Origin of the sequence: Candidatus Pantoea soli (genome assembly GCF_007833795.1) — a bacterium.
GTDB lineage: Bacteria > Pseudomonadota > Gammaproteobacteria > Enterobacterales > Enterobacteriaceae > Pantoea > Pantoea soli.
Genome location: NZ_CP032703.1, coordinates 90,849 through 110,110, shown reverse-complemented (window position 1 = coordinate 110,110; position 19,262 = coordinate 90,849). Strand labels below are relative to the sequence as shown.

At 60.0% G+C, this 19,262-nt stretch carries 13 protein-coding genes; 3 read left to right on the top strand and 10 right to left on the bottom strand.

Annotated elements, in window-relative coordinates; genetic code table 11:
• Positions 1 to 4: 4 nt before the first annotated feature.
• The 4 genes from D8B20_RS17900 to D8B20_RS17885 are packed head-to-tail and all read right to left on the bottom strand — an operon-like array spanning position 5 to position 4,946.
• A complete protein-coding gene (locus D8B20_RS17900) occupies positions 5 to 2,344 on the bottom strand; it encodes a molybdopterin-dependent oxidoreductase (protein WP_145890822.1) in 2,340 nt (779 codons plus the stop codon).
• A 31-nt stretch (positions 2,345 to 2,375) separates the two neighbouring features.
• Entirely contained in the window at positions 2,376 to 3,137 is a 762-nt protein-coding gene (locus D8B20_RS17895; RefSeq protein WP_145890821.1) for an amino acid ABC transporter ATP-binding protein, read from the bottom strand.
• Complete coding sequence (locus D8B20_RS17890) at positions 3,130 to 4,053, bottom strand: amino acid ABC transporter permease (RefSeq protein WP_145890819.1); 924 nt, start codon at positions 4,051 to 4,053, stop codon at positions 3,130 to 3,132. The genes D8B20_RS17895 and D8B20_RS17890 overlap by 8 nt, the downstream gene beginning before the upstream one ends.
• Positions 4,050 to 4,946 (bottom strand): ABC transporter substrate-binding protein, encoded by an 897-nt coding sequence (locus D8B20_RS17885; RefSeq protein ID WP_145890816.1) that lies wholly within the window; start codon positions 4,944 to 4,946, stop codon positions 4,050 to 4,052. Before D8B20_RS17885 ends, D8B20_RS17890 begins: the two co-directional genes overlap by 4 nt.
• A gap of 562 nt (positions 4,947 to 5,508) precedes the next feature.
• On the opposite strand from D8B20_RS17885, the gene D8B20_RS17880 reads away from it, so the two are divergent.
• Positions 5,509 to 7,647, top strand: coding sequence for a TonB-dependent siderophore receptor (locus tag D8B20_RS17880; RefSeq protein ID WP_261388121.1), 2,139 nt, complete (start codon positions 5,509 to 5,511; stop codon positions 7,645 to 7,647).
• Positions 7,648 to 7,684: 37 nt separating this feature from the next.
• On the opposite strand, the gene D8B20_RS17875 is transcribed toward D8B20_RS17880, so the two are convergent.
• Together D8B20_RS17875 and D8B20_RS17870 are read right to left on the bottom strand one after the other, a co-directional pair.
• A complete protein-coding gene (locus D8B20_RS17875; protein ID WP_145890813.1) occupies positions 7,685 to 8,599 on the bottom strand; it encodes an alpha/beta fold hydrolase in 915 nt (304 codons plus the stop codon).
• Positions 8,600 to 8,821: 222 nt separating this feature from the next.
• Positions 8,822 to 9,709, bottom strand: coding sequence for a MurR/RpiR family transcriptional regulator (locus D8B20_RS17870; RefSeq protein ID WP_145890811.1), 888 nt, complete (start codon positions 9,707 to 9,709; stop codon positions 8,822 to 8,824).
• Between the two features lie 383 nt (positions 9,710 to 10,092).
• Here D8B20_RS17870 and D8B20_RS17865 point away from each other — a divergent pair, with 383 nt between their 5' ends.
• Positions 10,093 to 12,216: a TonB-dependent siderophore receptor gene (locus D8B20_RS17865; RefSeq protein WP_145890808.1), complete on the top strand. Its 2,124-nt coding sequence runs from the start codon at positions 10,093 to 10,095 to the stop codon at positions 12,214 to 12,216.
• Positions 12,206 to 13,357 (top strand): ABC transporter substrate-binding protein, encoded by a 1,152-nt coding sequence (locus D8B20_RS17860; protein ID WP_370664136.1) that lies wholly within the window; start codon positions 12,206 to 12,208, stop codon positions 13,355 to 13,357. The genes D8B20_RS17865 and D8B20_RS17860 overlap by 11 nt, the downstream gene beginning before the upstream one ends.
• Before the next feature lie 4 nt (positions 13,358 to 13,361).
• Here D8B20_RS17860 and D8B20_RS17855 read toward each other — a convergent pair whose 3' ends face one another.
• From D8B20_RS17855 to fdhF, 4 genes are read right to left on the bottom strand one after another with little or no spacing between them, the layout of a single operon-like run.
• On the bottom strand, positions 13,362 to 14,303 hold the full coding sequence (locus tag D8B20_RS17855) for a cytochrome d ubiquinol oxidase subunit II (protein ID WP_186454456.1): 942 nt from the start codon (positions 14,301 to 14,303) through the stop codon (positions 13,362 to 13,364).
• A 10-nt stretch (positions 14,304 to 14,313) separates the two neighbouring features.
• Entirely contained in the window at positions 14,314 to 15,657 is a 1,344-nt protein-coding gene (locus D8B20_RS17850) for a cytochrome ubiquinol oxidase subunit I (RefSeq protein WP_370664139.1), read from the bottom strand.
• A gap of 16 nt (positions 15,658 to 15,673) precedes the next feature.
• Positions 15,674 to 16,159 (bottom strand): DUF1641 domain-containing protein, encoded by a 486-nt coding sequence (locus tag D8B20_RS17845; RefSeq protein WP_145890802.1) that lies wholly within the window; start codon positions 16,157 to 16,159, stop codon positions 15,674 to 15,676.
• Complete coding sequence (gene fdhF, locus D8B20_RS17840; RefSeq protein ID WP_145890801.1) at positions 16,159 to 19,131, bottom strand: formate dehydrogenase subunit alpha; 2,973 nt, start codon at positions 19,129 to 19,131, stop codon at positions 16,159 to 16,161. Before fdhF ends, D8B20_RS17845 begins: the two co-directional genes overlap by 1 nt.
• Positions 19,132 to 19,262 lie beyond the last annotated feature (131 nt).

Genomic DNA, 19,262 nt, shown 5'->3' with positions numbered 1-19,262 from the left:
GCGGCTAAGACGGGTCGCCATGCGTCGCCGCAGGGGCCGGGCTGCCGGTTATGGCAACCGCCTGCGGCGGCGTAAACGCCTGCACCGGCGTCAGTTCGCCCTGATATTTACGCACCTGCACGACGGTAAGCTGCCCGCTGCATCCCTGCGTCAGCGCCGAGGTCCCTTTGTCCAGCGTCAGCACATTGGGGTTACCGTGCCGGCACAGCGGACGCCGCGCCGCCGGATCCACCGGATCGTACCAGGCGCCGGTGGGTAACTGCACCACGCCCGGCATGATGTGCGGCGTCACGCGCGCGCTGGCCAGCACGTGCCCGCGCATGTTGTATAGCTCGATAATGTCGCCGTCGCGGATATTCAGCCGCCGGGCATCATCCGGATGCAGGCTGCACTGTTCACGCCCCTGCCGCTTACCGCTCAGGCTGTATTCCCCAAAATCCAGCTGGCTGTGCAGACGCGTGGCAGGCTGGTTTGCAATCAGCCAGAACGGATGGTCGGCATCGGGCTGCTGCGGTGGCGTCAGCCACACCGGATGCCCCGGACAGCTGGGATAAGCAAAACCGGCGATGGTCGCGGAGTAGATTTCAATTTTGCCGCTCGGCGTCGGTAGCGGCGCGGCGATCGGATCGGCGCGGAAGGCATTGATCAGGCGCCCGCCGTCCTTCAGCTGCGGCAGCGTCAGCACCCCTGCCTGCCAGAAGGTAGCAAAGTCCGGCAGCGTCACTGCATGCGCCGCCAGCTTCTCCTGCAGCTGCCCATACAGATGCTGCAGCCAGCCGCGTGCATCGCGACCTTCGGTAAACGCCTGCTCACGGCCCAGGCGGCGCGCCAGCATGGTAAAGATTGTGTAATCATCCTGGGCTTCGCCACAGGGTTCAGCCACCGGCTGCATGGCAACCAGATGCCGATCGGTCGGTGCGGCGCCGATGTCCTCCCGCTCCAGCGACAGCGTGGCAGGCAGCACGATATCGGCATGCCGCGCGGTCGCAGTCCAGACGCTCTCATGCACGATCAGCGTATCCAGCTGACAAAACGCCTGACGCAGTCGCGCCAGATCCTGATGATGATGGAAAGGATTACCGCCTGCCCACAATGCCAGGCGAACGTGCGGATAGGTTAAACGGCGGCCGTTGTAGTCAAATTGCGTACCGGGATGCAGCAGCATATCGGCGATGCGCGCCACCGGGATCAGGCGGTCTATGCCGTTACGGCCCTGCGGCAACGCCGGAAAACTCACCAGATTGTGGTGCTTGCCATAGTGCCCTAAAGCGCCAAGCGCATAGGTATAGCCGCCGCCGGGGAGTCCGGGCTGCCCCAGGGCGGCCGCCAGCACCAGTCCCAGCCAGACCGGCTGTTCGCCATGCCCGGCGCGCTGCAGGGCGTGTGCCACCGTAATCAGCACGCGCCGGCCATGCAGCTGGCGCGCCAGTCGGGTGATGGCAGCGGCACTGACGCCGCAGATCGCGGCTGCCCAGACTGCATCGCGCACCGTACCATCCTCTTCACCGCGCAGATAGGCCACCATCTGCGGCCAGCCGACGGTATACCGCGCCAGAAACGCCTCGTCGGTGCGTTTTTCGCTCAGCAGCACTGACAATATGCCCAGCATCAGTGCGGCGTCAGTGCCGGGCCGCAGCGCCAGCCATTCTCCCTGTGCCTCATCCGGCAGATCGGTTTTCAGCGGGCTGACGGAAATAAAGCGCGTGCCGCGCTGCGCCGCCTGCTGCATGAAGCTGCGCTCCGTGTGCTCGCTGAGACCGCCGCTGGCAACCTGGGCATTTTTCAGCGCCAGCCCGCCAAACGCCAGCACGATGTCACTGTGCTGCGCAATCTCCTCCCAGCTGACGCCGCGGCGCGCAATTTCATTCATGTCACCAACGATATGCGGCAGCAGCACCGAGGCGGCGCCGGAGCTGTAGCTGTTGACCGAGCGTACATAGCCGCCCATGACGGTATTCAGAAAACGGTGCACCTGACTCTGGGCGTGATGAAACCGCCCGGCGCTGGACCAGCCATAAGAGCCGCCAAATATGCCGGCCGGCCCGTAGCGATCGCCCACGCGTTGCAGTTCATCCGCCACCCGCGCATAAGCCTCGTCCCAGCTTAGCGCCACCCACTCATCCTTTCCGCGCCGCTCATCCGGGCCCGGTCCCTGCTCCAGCCAGCCGCGACGTGCCATCGGCTGCGTGACGCGAGCCGGATGGCGCAGCGCCGTGGTGAAATTCTGCAGCAGCGGGCTGGGATCGGGATCGCCCTGAAAAGGTTGCGTCGCCAGCCGATCGCCCTGTAGCCGGGCAGTAAAAGCCCCCCAGTGCGCGCTGTGCATCACCGCTTTTTGCGTCATAGTGGTCCTGAGAAAACGAAAAATACGGTGCCTACAGCACCGTTGCAATGAAGTTTCTGACGCGATGGTTCTCCGCGTCATCCAGTACCTGCTGCGCCGGGCCTGCCGCCACGATCTTCCCGCCTTCCATGAAGACAATATTGTCCGCCACTTTGCGCGCAAAGCCGATCTCGTGCGTGACGATCACCATGGTGATACCGGAGTGCGCCAGCTGTTTGATCACCTGCAGCACTTCACCTACCAGCTCCGGGTCCAGCGCCGATGTGGGTTCATCAAACAGCATCACGCCGGGGTCCATCGCCAGCGCGCGCGCAATCGCCACACGCTGCTGCTGCCCGCCAGAAAGATTCTGTGGCCACTCGGCTTCGCGGCCCGCCAGCCCCACCTGCTGCAGCAGCGACTGCGCTTTGCGGGTTGCCTGCTGGCGGCTCTGTTTTTTCACCCGCATCGGTGCATCAATGATGTTCTGCAGCACGGTGCGGTGCGGAAACAGATTGAACTGCTGGAAGACCATGCCGATCTCTGCCCGCTGCCGGGCGATCTCGCCGCTGCTTAACTCATGCAGCGCCTTGCCTTTCTGCCGGTAGCCAATGATTTCGCCGCCGATGCGGATAGTGCCACCATCGGGTTTTTCCAGATGGTTAATACAGCGCAGCAGCGTGGATTTGCCCGAGCCGGACGGTCCGAGGATCACCGTGACAGAACCGGCGGGGAGATCCAGATCTACCGCATCCAGAATAGTGACGCCGGAAAAGCGTTTGGTGAGGTTACGTAAGGCGATCGCTTCAGCCATTGCTCACGCTCCTGGCTGTCCGGGTGCCGCTCAGGCGCGGCAGAGAGGGCAGCAGGCTGCGCTTTTCGCGCCGCGTGACGCCGCGTCCAAAGTAGCGCTCCACATAAAACTGCCCCACCGAAAGCACCGAAGTCATCAGCAGATACCATAAGGTCGCCACCAGCAGCAGCGGGATCACTTCATAGGTGCGCTGATAGATGATTTGCGCGGAGAACAGCACGTCCTGCAGCGAGATCACTGACACCACGGCGGTGGTTTTCAACTGACCGATGATCTCATTGCCAGCCGGCGGCATGATGGCGCGCATCGCCTGCGGCAGAATGGTATGGCGCAAAATCTGCGCCGGGCGATAACCCAGCGCGCGGGCGGCTTCCAGCTGGCCGCGACCCACGCTCTGAATGCCGGCCCGCACAATTTCAGCGGCATAGGCTGACTGATGCATGACCAGCGCGATAACCGCCGCGCTGAACGGGCTGATAAGCGCGTTCGATGGCGTGCTCCACACCTCCCCCAGCCCCGGCAGTGCCAGGGAGACGGTGGGATAAAGCGCCGCGATGTTGTACCAGAGGAACAGCTGCACCAGCATGGGCACCCCGCGGAAAAACCAGGTGTAAACCCAGCTGACGCCCACCAGCACCGGATTCGATGAGAGGCGCATCAGCGCCAGTACCGTGCCGAAGGCAAAACCCAGCACCACCGTGATTGCCGTCAGCTGCAGCGTCATCAGCACGCCCTGCAGGATCGACGGGCCGGTAAAGTTTTCGGCGATCACGCCCCACTCAAAGCGGGGATTGTTCATCATTGAGTGGGCGATCGCCACCACGCCCAGCAACACCAGCAGCGCGCTCAGCCAGCGGCCATAGTAGCGTTTCGCGACGATTTTCAGATCGTCACGGCGGGAAGGCAGCTCACTCATTGAAAGATTTCCTGATTCCGTTTTGCGGCACTGACCGCACCAAAACCGATCCCCCAGTTGGCGAGGATCTTCTGATAGCTGCCATCTTTGATCAGCGAATTCAGCGCTGCCTGTACCGCAGGCTCCAGCGCGGAATCTTTCGGGAAGGCCACCGACACCGGCGCGTCTTTGACGCTGATTTCGCCGCTCAGGGTCAGCGGCTTAATCACTTTTGCCTGCCACAGTAACCCTTCATACGGACCAAGAAACATCGGTACCCGGCCGCTGACTACCGCCTGCACGCCCGCCGGGCGGTCCGGGAATACGGCTACATTGATCGGTTTTTTCCCGGCGCTTTCACAGGCTTTGCTCGCCTCTTCCAGCCGCGTCACCTGCGTGGTGCCGGCCCCGGCGCCTGCCGTTTTCCCGCATATCGCGTCCAGGGTGGTAAACGGCGCTAAGCCGGCATCTTTGCGTGAAATGATGCCCAGCCGGCTGGCGTCGTAATAGCTGACAAAATCGATAATTTTCGCCCGGGCGGACGTCGCATTGATGTTGGAGAGTGCCACATCATAGCGGCCGGTTTTCAGGCCGGGGATGATGTTGTCGAAGCCGCCGGTATCCCGCCACTGCACCTGGATACCCAGCCGTTCGCCCACCGCGTTCATGATATCGATTTCACGTCCGGCCAGCGTTTTGTTGTCCTCTTTGTAAAACGTGGTGGGCGGCGTGTTCGGGTTGGTACCTGCCACCAGGTAGCCGCGCTGCACTATCTGCGCCGGCACCAGGCTTTTCAGCGCCGGGTCTGCGCTGACATGCAGCGTGCTGTCTGTCGGCACGGCGGGTTCAGCGGCAAATGCGGTGTGAGCACTGAGTGCCAGTGCGAAAAGGGTTATGCCTTGTGCAAGTTTCACTGCAACCGTTCTCCTGATAGTGAAAGATTTCCCGCAGCGGGAAAAGGCGCGGAGGTGGCGATGTCGTTATCCCGTCCGCCGCGCACAACGTCGCGTGGCAGAAGGCTTGTCATCCTCATCACGTCCTGTGGCCATTCTCAGGAAGACCGCTGGCGATCACAAATGCGAAAAACCCCTATCCATTGCCGCAGCGCAGCTAAGCAGTTGTTACGGCGGCGTCCGGCTTGCAGCGGCAGACAAATTTCAGCGCTGCCACCGTGGCCCGCGGTGCGCCAGCCGTCAGGCATCATCCGCCTGCTGTTACCGCCCTGCGCCCGCGCGGCAACGCGGAATGGCTGTTGCCCTGCTCCGCCTGACAGCTGAAGGGTTGCCTGTGCTCCTGGCGAGGCTGCCCCGGCTGGATAGAGGAGTACACGGCAGCATGACGGAAAAGCACGACAGGATTTATATACAATACGAACAATTATCATTATCATGCGCATTTACTTACAATCCGCAACACTTCAGGGAGAAGATTCAAGTGAATGTAACTGCGTGTGGCAAACCGCGTCCGATGGCGCTGATGCTGGCAAGCCTGCTCACCTCACCGGCGTTAGCAACCAAGCCAACGGAGAAACTGGCAGATGATGAAGCGATGATCGTGACAGCGGAGCAGGAGCTGAAACAACAGCCGGGCGTCTCCACCATCACCGCCGATGACATTAAAAAAAGCCCGCCGGTGAACGATCTGGCCGATATCATCCGCAAAATGCCGGGGGTCAACCTGACCGGCAACGGGGCCAGCGGCAGCCGGGGCAATCAGCGGCAGATTGACATTCGCGGCATGGGGCCGGAGAACACGCTGGTACTGATTGATGGCGTGCCGGCGACGTCGCGTAACGCGGTGCGTTACAGCTGGCGCGGTGAGCGCGATTCACGCGGCGATACCAACTGGGTGCCGGTGGAAATGGTGGAACGCATTGAGGTGATCCGCGGCCCGGCAGCGGCGCGCTACGGCTCCGGTGCGGCGGGCGGCGTGGTGAACATCATCACGAAGCGTCCGACCAACGACTGGCATGGCGCGCTGTCGCTTTTTACCAGCCAGCCGGAAGACAACAAAGAGGGGGCCACGCGCCGTACCAATTTCAATCTGAGCGGGCCGCTGGCCGGCGAGGCGCTGACCATGCGTCTCTATGGCAACCTGAATAAAACCGACGCCGATGCCTGGGATATCAACACGGCGCAGAACGGCACCTATGCCGCCGGACGTGAAGGCGTGCGCAATAAAGACATCAACGGCGTGCTGTCGTGGAAAATCACGCCGACTCAGATTGTCGATTTCAGCTACGGCTACAGCCGTCAGGGCAACATCTATGCCGGTGACACGCAAAACAGCAACGGCAACAATAGCGCAGGCGGGCTGGTAGAGGCGCTTTACGGCAGCGAAACCAACCGGCTGTATCGCCAGAATTATGGTCTGACGCATAACGGCATCTGGGACTGGGGCACCTCGAAGCTCAGCTTTAATTATGAAAAAACGCATAATACGCGACTGGGTGAAGGCGCTGCCGGCAGCGTGGAAGGGATGATCAACAGCCGGACGTTTTCTACCAGCCGGCTTGAGAGCTATCGCGCCGGTGGCGAGATCAACGTTCCGCTGCAGCTGCTGGCTGAACAGACCGTTACGCTGGGGGCAGAATGGAACCGCGATACGCTGAACGATCCGGCGTCGGTGCAGGCCATCAGCGCCCCGAATGTGGATTTTGGTGATGTGTCAAATCAGGGCGGGCAGCGGAACGCGCGTCACAGCGCGACGCTAAGTTCGCTTTATCTGGAAGATAACATTGCCGCTACGGATTCCACGGAGCTCATTCCCGGCCTGCGCGTGGATTATCATGATGCGTTTGGTGCCAACTGGAGCCCTTCACTCAACCTGTCGCAGGCGCTGGGCGACAATATCACCCTGAAAGCAGGGATTGCGCGGGCGTTTAAAGCGCCAAACCTCTATCAGTCAACCAAAGGCTATATTCTCTCCACGCGCGGCAACGGCTGCCCGACGGGGCTGACAAACTGTTATCTGCTGGGCAATCAGGATCTCGATCCGGAAATCAGCATCAATAAAGAGGCAGGCCTGGAGTATAGCCACGCCGGTTATGTCGCCGGTATCACCTGGTTCCGCAACGATTACAAAAACAAGATTGTTTCCGGTACCACTCCGGTGAACCGCAGCGGTGACTATAACCTGCTGCGCTGGGAAAACGGCGGCAAAGCGATTGTCGAAGGGCTGGAAGGCAATCTGACCGTGCCGCTGATCGACGAGCAATTAACCTGGCGCACCAATGGCACCTGGATGTTCCGTTCAGAAAACCGCAAAACCGGCAATCCGCTGACGGTTATCCCGGCGTTTACGCTTAACTCACAGCTGGAGTGGCAGGCAACCCGCGATCTCAGCGCGACGGTTAACTGGACGCAGTATGGTCGTCAGAAACCACGGCAATATGCAGAAACCAGTCTCGAAAGCCGTCGCGGGCTGTCCCGGCGCGAGATTGGCTCTTATGCCGTGGCCGGTGTGAACCTCAATTACGCCATGACCCGTCACCTCAGCCTCAACGCCGGCATCAGTAACCTGTTCGATAAACGCATTTATCGCGAAAATGCCGGCGCGTCTACCTATAACGAGCCGGGCCGCGCCTATTATGCGGGAGCCACGCTGTCATTCTGATGCGCTCACCGGCGGCGCAGCATCGCAGCCCGCCGGTTCAGGCAAAAATGTCTGCCAGCGCCTCCGCCAGCGCCTGCGGTTGCTCATCGGGGATAAAGTGACCGCAGTGCGCCAGCGTTATCCCACTGACGCAATCGGCAACCGCACGCAATGGCTGTGCCATATCGCTGATGGATCCCTGATCGGCGCTGATAGCCAGCAGCGGCAGCGACAACCTGCCGTGCGTCTGCAACCATGCCCGGTTCTGCGCAGCGGACTGGCTGATGGCGCGATAGGGAGCCAGTCCGGCACGCAGCGCCCCATCCTGCCGCAGCAGACGCAGGTATTCCGCCATCTCCGCGTCACCAAACACCATCGGGCTGACCGCTTTACGCTTCAGGAACCACGTCAGATAGAGCGCCTCCCGCCCGGCAATCAGTCCTTCCGGCAAATCCGGCTGCAGATGAAACGCAAAATGCCAGGTTTTCCAGGCGTTGTCCGGCGTAACGGGCAGCGCTTCCGGTAGCGTCACGCCGGGAATGCCGGCATCCAGTAAAGCCAGTTTCCTCACCTGCTGGCGATAGCGCATGGCATAGGGCCAGGCGACCCACGCCCCGACATCATGCGCCGCGAGGTAATAGCGGCTGACGCCAAGCTGCTGCAGTAATCCCTGCACTTTTTCGGCCAGCGCATCGGTGTCGTAACCCGTCAGCGGCTTGTCGGAATCCCCCTGGCCGGGCAAATCCGGCGCGATGATAAAAAAGCGATCGGCCAGCTGCGCCATCACTTTTCGCCATGCAAACCAGCTTTGCGGGAAACCGGCCAGCAGCACCAGCGTCTCCGCCTGCGGGTTGCCGCCGCTGACATAGTGCAGACGCACGCCCTCTACCGTGGCATAGGCATGAGAAAAGGTGGGCAGAGCGTCAACCGGCGCTGACCAGCGGGCAGCAGGCGTTACAGCAGACAAAGACATCGTGTGCTCCTTTTTAAACAGGAAATGTTTGTTTCCTTAATCGGCAAAAGCTGACCGCGGTGGCGCGGATGGCGAACGCTGCAAGCCAGCGTGTCGATTTAGGAAATGATCGTTTCCTGAATATAAAAGCAATTGGCTGGCGGGTGCAACCAATCTTTATGTTGTCTGGCCCGGCACTATCGCCCGCGCGGTCGGCCCGGTACTGACACCGTGCGAGCGGCGCTATTTTTTCGCGGCCGACTTCAGAGAGCGATTTAAATCCTGAATACGTTTAAGGGTTTTGACGCTGCGCCCGGCGGTGGCTGAAGCCACGGAAAGGATCAGCATTTCCAGGCAAACCAGCACGGTCCCATGCAGCGGCATCCGCCCGTTCTCCCCGCCGCGCGGCACGTTAATCACCACGTCAGCCTGGCGGGCAAAGGCAGAATCCAGCGCATGTGTCAGCAATATCACCGGCATACCCAGCCGTTTCGCCTCTTTCAACGTGGTCAGCCCTTCGCGGTGTGCGGATTGTTGCGCCATCATAATCAGCACATCGCCGCGTTGCAGCGCAATCAGCTGTTCCGCCAGCGCGATGCCGGCGCGGTTCAGCGTCACAGCGGGAATGCCGATGCGGGTGAACAGGCGGGCGCTGTATTCAGCCAGAATCCCGGAGGCGTTAATGCCAAAAATAGCGACCTGCCGCGCGGCGATCAGCAGCGAAACCGCTTCGGCCACGGCCTGACGATTCTGCGGTTCAGCCAGCGTTTCACAGGCACGCTGATGGCCGCCCAGCACAAAATCGATGCCGGAATGAATATCACACGCAAGATCGCCGACGGTGGCGCTCATTTTTTCTTCGGCGTTCAGCGCCGGTCCAAACCAGCTGGCAAGCGTGGTTTTCAGATCGCGCAGTCCGGCAAACCCCAGCGCCTGCACGGTGCGTACCACCGTGGCATCAGACGTGCCGGTCGCCTGCGCGATATCCATCGCGGTGGCATCAACAATCTGTTCGCGGTGCTCATGCAGGTAACGCGCCACCGCCTGCAGGCTGGGTGAGAGGGAGGCCGCCCGGGCACGGTAGCGGTCGCCCAGCACATCAACCCGCTGTTTAATTCTTGTATTGCTCATCAGCATCGCCCCTGATCGGTTCCACGGCGCAAAATGACGTGCGCCGCTGTAGTAAAAAATCCCCTTATTATGTCAGGGATTCCGTTAATGCTCCGCGTTGCGTCGCAAATTACTGTGAAAATAATCCATATATATTATTGATAAAAAATATTTTATGTAAAATCCACCGCGCTATGTTATCCGCCAGAACGCTGTAGTATTCCCGCGATCATTTCCGTTTACTACTACATTTTTTCATGTTTGAATGATTCTCAATTACATCTTAGTCGCGTTTTTGCGCTGACCGATGTTGCGCTCTGCTGCCGGCAACCGCCGCAGAGCCCTGTTAACTGCCAGCCTCTGCGTGGAGCCCGGTCTCCCGCCTGACACCAGGTTTGATGAGAATGCATAACGACAAGCCCTTTACGGCAAAGTTTCGACACCGTCCGGCGATGATCGCCGCACTTTACAGCGTCAGCGTCTTCAGCGCCGTCGCGGCCGACACAGACGAAACGCTGACGGTGAGCGCAGCAGACAGCCGTGATGCTGACGGCTATAGCGCCGCCACCAGTTCGGTCAGCAGCAAAATCCCGACGGCGCGCGTCGATGATGTGCAATCGGTCAGCGTGGTCACCCGCCAGCAGTTAGATGATTATCAGGCCGCCAGTCTGGCCGATGCGATGCGCTTTGTGAGCGGCGTCAGTGAAGGGAACACCCTGGCCGGGACCGAAGATGGCTTTGTGCGCCGTGGCTTTGGCAGCAATTCCGATGGTTCGGTGTACCGCGATGGGGTGCGCAGCAGTCAGGGGCTCAATTTCGACGCCACCACTGAACGGGTTGAAGTGCTGAAAGGCTCAGCGTCATTACTCTACGGTATTCAGAATCCGGGCGGCGTTATCAATGTGGTGAGCAAAAAGCCGCAGTACAGCTGGCATACCCGGGTCAGCGGCCGCGCCGCCAGCGAAGGCGGCAGTGCCGGCACGGTGGACATCACCGGCCCGCTGGGCAATGGTCTGGCTTTTCGCCTGATTGCGGAAAAACAGCGTCAGGATTACTGGCGCAGTTTCGGCAGTGATAAGCACACGCTGATCGCGCCGTCACTGCAGTGGTTTGGTGAGAAAGCCAGTTTCCTGATCAGTTATGCAGATTATCAGTACGATATTCCCTACGATCGCGGTACGGCGTTTATCAACGGTAAGCCGCTGGATATTGGCTATAAAGATCGTCTGGATGACAAAACCAATCACGCCTGGGGGCACAATAAAACGCTGAACGCGCACTACGACTGGCAGTTTAACGATGTCTGGAGCACGCGCATGACGCTGGGCTGGAATCAGCGGCAGTATGACAACAATGAAGTGCGCGTCACGGCCATTAATCCGACCACGGGCGTAGTCACGCGCCGGGCTGACGCCAATCGCGGCTTTAACCATAAAACCCGCTATCTGGCGTGGGATGTGACCGGTTCACCGCAGTGGCTGGGGATGACGCACAATCTGGTGCTGGGCACCGATTATGAAATGAATCAGACGTATCGTGCGCATCAGTACCAGGGCAAAGCCAATACCGCTTTCACTTTCTTTGACCCACAGTACGATCGGCTGTCGCCGCAGCTCAACAGCAGCACAGAAAACCGTGCAAACGCCAACCTGCTCAACCGCATTCACAGTCGCTCACTCTATGCCAAAGACAGTATCAGCCTGACAGATGACTGGATCGCAGTGGTCGGCGGACGCTATCAGCACTATGAGCAGCGCGCTTCAAAAGGCGTGAATCCGGTGGTACAAACGCTGGACAGCGAAGGCAACAAATTCCTGCCGCAGGCCGGGTTGATCTACAAGATCACGCCGGACATTTCGCTTTATACCAGCGTCAGTCGCTCCTTCACGCCGTCTGCGGATGTGGATGACAATGGTCACGTCGGCAAACCGGAACAGGGCACCACATGGGAAGCGGGCAGCAAATGGCAAATCGCACCGAAGCTGTTCGCCAGCGTGGCGCTGTACCGTATTGACGAACGCGATATGTCGCTGAACATCAACGGTAACACGCGGGCCATTAATAAAGCGCGCTCCAGCGGTGCCGAGTTTGAACTCAATGGGGAAATCCTGCCGGACTGGGATCTCAGCGCCAGCTACAGCTACGATAAAGCCGAAATTGTTGATGACGGCGTGAATGCCGCTAACAACGGTAACCGCCTGCAGAATGCGCCCCGCCACGCCGGTGCGCTCTATCTGAGCCATAACCTCTCCGTGCCCGGCATTCCGGGCGATTTCCGCCTTGGCGGCGGCGCGCGCTACGTTGGCAGCCGCGCGGGCGATCCGGAAAACAGCTTTACCCTGCCGGATTACGTGGTGGCGGATAGCTTTATTGCCTGGAATAACACGCTGTATGGCAACAAAACCCGGCTCCGGCTGAACCTGAATAATCTGTTCAACAAGCACTACTACACTTCCAGCGGCGGCAACCTGCGCGTGCGGGAAGGCGAAACCCGTAACCTGATGGTGGAGGCAAGCGTTGAATTCTAGTGCCATATTGCGCCGTGCGCGTGGGTGGCTGAAGCCGCTGCCGCGCTGCTGTGCTGTGCTGTGGCTGCTCTTAAGCGGCGCGGCGCTGGCGAAAACCGTCACCGATATCGATGGCAATCAGGTGATCATTCCGGACCAGCCGCAGCGTATCGTACTGGGTGAAAGCCGGATGCTGTATACCCTGGCGCTACTGGAGCCGGACGATCCGTTCCGGCGTATCATTGCCTGGCCGCGCGATCTGCAAAAGTACGACAGCCAGACATGGAATCTGTTTGCCCGCCGTTTCCCGCAGATGCTGAAAATCCCGGCGCTGGGAACGGGCGGGCCGGAGGCGATCAATCCGGAACAGCTGCTGGCGCTGCGCCCGGACGTGGTCATTCTGCCGTCACTGGCACGCTATGATGATGCCGATCTGCGCCTGGTGCGTATGCTGAAAGCGGCGCACATCCCGGTGGTAAAAGTCGATTTACGCGTGCATCTGCTGAAAAACACCCGGCGCAGCGTGGAAATTTTTGGCGAAGTGTTTAACCAGCAGGCGCGGGCGCAGGCCTTTAATCATTTCTATGATGCCCACCTGCAGGTGATCCGCGAGCGGCTGGCCCACTATCAGGGTCCGCGGCCGTCGGTGCTCCTGCAGCTGCATCTGGGCCGGCGCAATGAGTGCTGTGTCACCGCAATCAACGGCAGTCTCGGCGAATTGCTGAACGTTGCCGGCGGAAAAAACATTGCCAGCGCAACGCAGCACGGCGTATTTGGCCGGCTGAATGAAGAAGCGGTGATTGCGGCGCAGCCGGACTATTACTTTGCCACCGGTTTTGCGGGGAACGACGCGCAGGGATTACTCAAACTGGGGCCGGAGGTGGCACCGGACGCAACCATCGCCAGCTTCCGCCAGCTGACTGCCCGGCAAAATGGGTTACGCACGCTGAAGGCGCTGCATAATGGGCACGCGGCTGCGATCTGGATGAACTTCTATCTCAGTCCGTGGCACATCGCCGTCACCGAGTTCATGGCGAAGACGCTCTATCCAGCGCTGTTTGCCGACGTGGATCCGCAGCAAACGCTGGAGACGATGTTCCGCGATTTTCTGCCCATCCCCTTCAGCGGCACGCTGTTTCTGCCGATTCCGCCGTCGCCGTAGCGGCTCAGTGCGGATGCCGCTTGAACACCCAGAATGACCAGCTGTGATACAGCAGCGTCAGCGGCAGCAGAATGACCATCCCGGTCAGGACAAAGCCCTGCGTGACCGGCGAGGCAGCCTGCTGCTGAATGGCCAGCTGGCCGGGCAGCAGCCAGGGATATAAACCGCAGGCCAGCGCGCCGACCACCACGCCAATGGTGAGCAGCGTCAGCATTAACAGCGTGACCATCGCTTCACGCCACAGGGCGACCAGCTGGGCCAGCCACAGCAGCGGCAGCACGCTGAGCAGAATTTTTCCTGGCCAGCGCTGCCAGCTTTGCTGCCACAGCGCGGGTTCCAGCAGCAGGACGGCAACAAAGCAGGCCAGCGCAAGGGTCCACCACAGCGTACACAGCGTACGCGCTCGCTCCACCAGCGGCTCGCCCAGCCGCCAGCACAGCCAGCAGCAGCCCATGACAATATCAATCGCCACCAGTCCCACACCGCACAGCAGCGGCGTTAGCGACAGGTCCGGCACAATCCCCACCGGCGGACGCGACACCAGAATCACGCCGCTGATCCAGCCGGGTAAAAACGCGGCCAGCAGCGAACTTACGATCATCAGCCGGTCCAGCCAGCGCTGAAAGGTGGTGTGCACCTGCGCCCGGTAAGCCAGCGCCAGCGCCCGCAGAAAAAGCGCCAGCAAAAACAGCATCAGCGGCAGCATCAGCGTGTGCAGCAGCAGACTGTAAAGCGGCGGGAACAGCGCCAGCATGCCGCCCGCCAGCAGAACCAGCCAGGTTTCATTGGCATCCCAGACCGGCAGCAGCGTATGAGCCATCCACTGCCGCTGCTGCGGCTGATCGAAGCAATAAAACAGCATGCCGGTTCCCAGATCGGTGCCATCCAGCGCCAGATACATCAGCAGAGAGAACAGCAGCAGCGCAGCAGAGAGATCGGCCATCATGACAGCGTCCTCAGGCAGGGGTCTGGACGGATTCAGCGACCACGGCCTCGCCATCCGGCAACGGCCCCGCCACATGCCGCAGCAGATAATAGAGACCAAGGGCAAAACCCAGCCCGTACACCAGCAATATCGCGATAAAAATCATCACCGTGCTGCTCAGCGACAGCGGAGAAACACTGTCAGCAGTGCGCAGCACGCCGTACACGGTCCACGGCTGTCGTCCCACTTCGGTGACAATCCAGCCTGAGAGCAGCGCAATGAATCCCAGCGGTGAGCAGCACGCCAGCAGCCGCAGCAGACGCCGCGAGTGATAGAGCCGCCCGCGCCAGCGCTGGATATTCGCCAGTACGCTGACCAGCAGCATCAGCAACCCCATTCCCACCATCAGACGAAAGGCAAAAAACACCGGCAGCACCGGCGGAAGCGTATCTGGCGCAAATTCGCGCAGGCTTTGAATGTGCCCGGTCAGATTGTGCCGCAAATAGAGCGAGCCAATGGCCGGAATGGCCACTTCAAGATGGTTGCGCTGCTGTTGCTGATCGGGGATCGCGAACAGGCGCAGCGGTTCGCCCTCGCCGGGAGCGGGCGCCTGCCAGCTGCCCTCAATGGCGGCCAGTTTGGCCGGCTGATGGGCCAGCGTATTTTCACCCTGCAGATCGCCCGTCACTACCTGCAGCGGCACGGCGCAGAGCGACACCGTCAGCGCCCCGCTCAGCATCAGGCGGCTGGCGCGTTCACCCGGATGCTGCAGTAACCGCCAGGCGGCAATGCCGCCCAGCCAGAAGGCCACGCTAATCCAGGAAGCCAGCAGCATATGCGTCAGTCGCCAGCCAAACGAGGGGGCGGCCAGCAGGCTCCAGCCGCTGTCCGGAATCAACTGACCGCTGTCATTAAGGGTAAATTGTACCGGCGTCTGCATCCATGAATTTGCCGCCAGAATCCAGAAGGCGCTCAGCACCGCGCCGACCGCGACCAGACAGGTGACGGCAAAGTGCACGCCCGGCCTGACGCGATCGAAACCAAACAGCATCACGCCGGTCAGCGCGGATTCGAGAAAAAACGCCACCAGCACTTCATACAGCATCAGCGGACCGACAATGCCACCGGCTTTACTGGCGAAGCCGGACCAGTGCGTACCAAACTGGAACTCCATCACCACGCCCGATACGGTGCCAATTGCGACCGTCAGCGCGAAAATTTTGATCCAGAAATGCAGCGCCTGCCGCGCTTCCGGTTTTTTTCCCCATAGCCAGCGGGCTTCAAACCAGACCAGAAAGGGTGCCAGCCCCAGCGTCAGCGCCGCCAGGGTGATGTGCATGCCCATGGTCAGGGCAAATTGCACCCGGGCGATCATCAGTACCCACTCAGCGCTATTCACGGCTCGGCTTACCGCTGTAGCGGCTGATCGGCTTCTCCTCATCACGCTGCATTTCACGTGAGAAGGTTTCCAGCGCCGCCAGCAGCGGACGAATGCCCTGCCACAGGCTTTCGTCGTTGAGCAGTTTCATAACACCGCTGAGTCCCGGTGCGGCTTTCTCCTGCTGGGTGGTGTCAGCGGCCGGCTTCATCGCCAGCATGGCATCACGCAGCGCCAGCAGCACGTGGTTAAAGCGCTCGGGCGGAATGGTACTGAGCGTCATAAACAGCAGTGACAGATTTTGCGCCGCATTCTGCGATCCGGGGCGGTTCAGCCCGGCCGCGATGATTTTGCCGATATCGTTATTGGCTTTTACCACGTCATTGGCCAGGCGCAGAAAACCATGCTGATGCAGGTTTTCCAGCAGATCGTTAAGCGCCTCCCGGGCGGTGGGTTCGGTGCGCGTCGGGGTGGGCTGATAGTGGATGGGTTCGGCCATTAGCTTTTCTCCGGATGCGTAACATGTTCAGGGGGCAGACGGTACTCCGGCTGCTGCCATTTCACTTCCACCGGCAGATGGTCCAGCGGCGTACGCTGACCATGCCGGAAATTGTGCAGTGGAATCGGGTGTGGTTGCGGTGCGCGCGCCAGCTTCTGCAGGCTGACCGCAATCTCTTTATAGGCGGGCGTGTTCACGTCCGGGTCGTGATGATCGCCGGTCAGGCCATTTACGCCGGGCTTACCGTGGTGGATCGGAATGAACAGCACGTTGCCGGAAACCCGATCGGTCACCACCACCGGCACCTGCAACTCACCACGCCGCGATCGCAGCGTCACCCAGTCGCCTTCGCTGAGCTGACGCTGCTGCGCCAGCTGCGGCGAGATTTCGACAAACCAGTTAGGCGACAGTGATTTCATCCGGCCGCCCTGCCCGGTCTGGTTAGTGGACTGGAAGTGTTCCAGCATGCGGCCATTATTCAGCAGCAAATCAAATTCGGCGTCGGGTTCTTCCATTGGCGGCCGCCACGTCAGCGGATACAAACGCGCTTTGCCATCCGGGAAGGCGAAAGCCTCGGTATAAAGCAACGGCGTGCTGCTGCCATCGGCTTTCACCGGCCACAGCTGCGATTGCCAGCCCACCAGCTGCTCATAGCTGACCCCAGCAAACAGTTCAGCAATGCTGGCGGCTTCCGCCATGATGGCGCCCGGATTCGGATAGCGCCACGGATGGCCCAGATGCGCCGCGAGGTCAGTGAGAATCTGCCAGTCAGGACGGCTGTCACCCAGCGGCGGCAGCGCGGCGGAAAAATGCTGGATGCGCCGCTCGGTATTCACGAACGTGCCCTCTTTTTCCAGGCTTGGGCAGCCAGGCAGAATCACATCAGCAAACTGCGCGGTATGGCTGATAAAAATATCCTGCACCACCATAAAATCGAGCTCGCTGAATGCCTGATGCACCTTGGTGGCGTCCGCGTCGGAAAAAGCAGTGTCTTCGCCGATGATGTACATGGCGCGCAGCTTATGGTCATGCGCTTCCTGAATCATCATAAAGTTATCCAGCCCGGGCTCATCGGACAGCGCCCCGGGATCGACGCCCCACGCACGCGCCCATTTTTCACGTACCTGCGCATCGCTGACTTTCTCATAACCAGGATAAACGTTGCTGAGACAGCCAAAGTCGCTGGCACCCTGCACATTATTGTGACCGCGCATGGGATAACCGCCGGTGCCAGGCCGGCCATAATTTCCGGTCACCAGCAGCAGATTAGACAGCGCGGTGCTGGTGTCGGCACCGTGGCTGTGCTGAGTAATACCCATGGCCCAAAGCAGGCAGACGCTGCCCGCCTGGCCAATCATCTCTGCTGCCTCGGTAAGCTGCGCCACGCTCAGGCCGGTCTGCTCACTGGCAAACGCCAGCGTAAACGGCGCCAGCGAGGCACGATAGGCCTCTACCTGATTCACGCGCTCGGCGAGGAATGCCTCATCAGCATAGCCGTGATCGAACATATATTTTGCCATCGCCGAGGCCCATACCATGTCACTGCCGGGACGGATGCGCAGGAAGCAGTCGGCGCGATCGGCCATTTCATGCCGGCGCGGGTCCACCACCAGCAGCTTCTGCCCGCGATGTTTGTGGCTCTGTTTGATATGTGAGGCAAACACCGGATGGTTTTCCGCCAGATTGCTGCCTACGGTGATGATCAGATCGGTCTGCTGCAGATCGCGCAGCGTTCCGGCATCCCCGCCGTAGCCTACCGTACGGAACAATCCTTCGGTCGCGGGGTTCTGACAGTAGCGGGAAGAGTTATCGACGTTATTGGTGCCAAAAATCAGGCGGGCAATTTTCTGCGTCAGGTAGGCTTCTTCATTGCTGGCTTTACTGGAGCCGATAAAGCCGATGGCATTACCGCCGTGCTGGCGCGCCACCGCGCTCAGCCCCTCGGCAACGCGCGCCAGTGCTTCATCCCAGCTGGCCGGGCGAAAGCGACCATTCTCACGAATTAACGGTGTGGTGACGCGATTCGGGCTGTTAACAAAATCCCAGCCAAATTTGCCTTTTACGCAGGTTGAGATGCCGTTTACCGGCGCCTCTGCCACCGGCTGAATTTTCAGGATGTGGCGATCGCGTGTCCAGACTTCAAAACTGCAGCCCACGCCGCAATAGGTGCACACCGTTTTGGTTTTTTTGATTTCTGTTTTACGCAGCGCATCATCGATCAGGGAAATGCCGGTAATGGGCTCCATGCCAATGCTGTTTTCCATGCTTTTGACAAAGTCGATCAGCGGGCGCTTCAGATCTTCGTCCATGTGGGTAAAGGGCCCGGCGTCAGGCTGCATGGTTTTCTCCAGCAGCGCATTGCAGGGGCACACCGTCACGCAGTGGCCGCAGCTGACGCAGCTGGAACCGGCAATCTGCGTGCCGCCGTCCCATAACACGCGTGGATGATCGGCGCTGTAGTCAATGGAAAGCGTTTCATTCACCTCCACGTTTTGACAAGCCTCCACGCAGCGGCCACACAAAATGCACTGGTCGGGATCGTAGGTGTAAAACGGATTGCTGTGATCTTTGTGGTAAGGTTTACGTTCGTAAGGATAATACTGAATCGGGATGTGCATATCGGCGACGGTATTGTGCAGCGTACAGTCACCGGTATTGTGCTCACACACCGTGCAATACAGTTCATGCCGGTTAAGGATACGATCCATGCCTTCCTGCTGTGCCGCCTGCAACACAGCGCTCTGACTGACCACTTCCAGCCCCTCACGGGTGCGCAACGTGCAGCCGCGTACCTGTTCGCCATCAACCTCCACCCAGCAGACATCACAGCTTTGCAACGGCGGCAGCGCCGGGTGATAGCAGACGTGAGGCAGTTTTTTTCCCTGCGCTTGCAGAAAATCAATCAAAGGCTGATCGGCGTTTCCGCTCAGACGCTCACCATTAAAAAGAATGGTGCATTGTGCTTCGCTCATTTTTGCCTCGTTAACGACAGTGCTCTTCATTTATTACCCGTGACTGGCCGGGTATTTTTTCAGGTTATGACATTGAGCTTAGAGCGGATTTTTCACCCTGCCATTCTGCCGATGCGCTTATATCGGCTGCC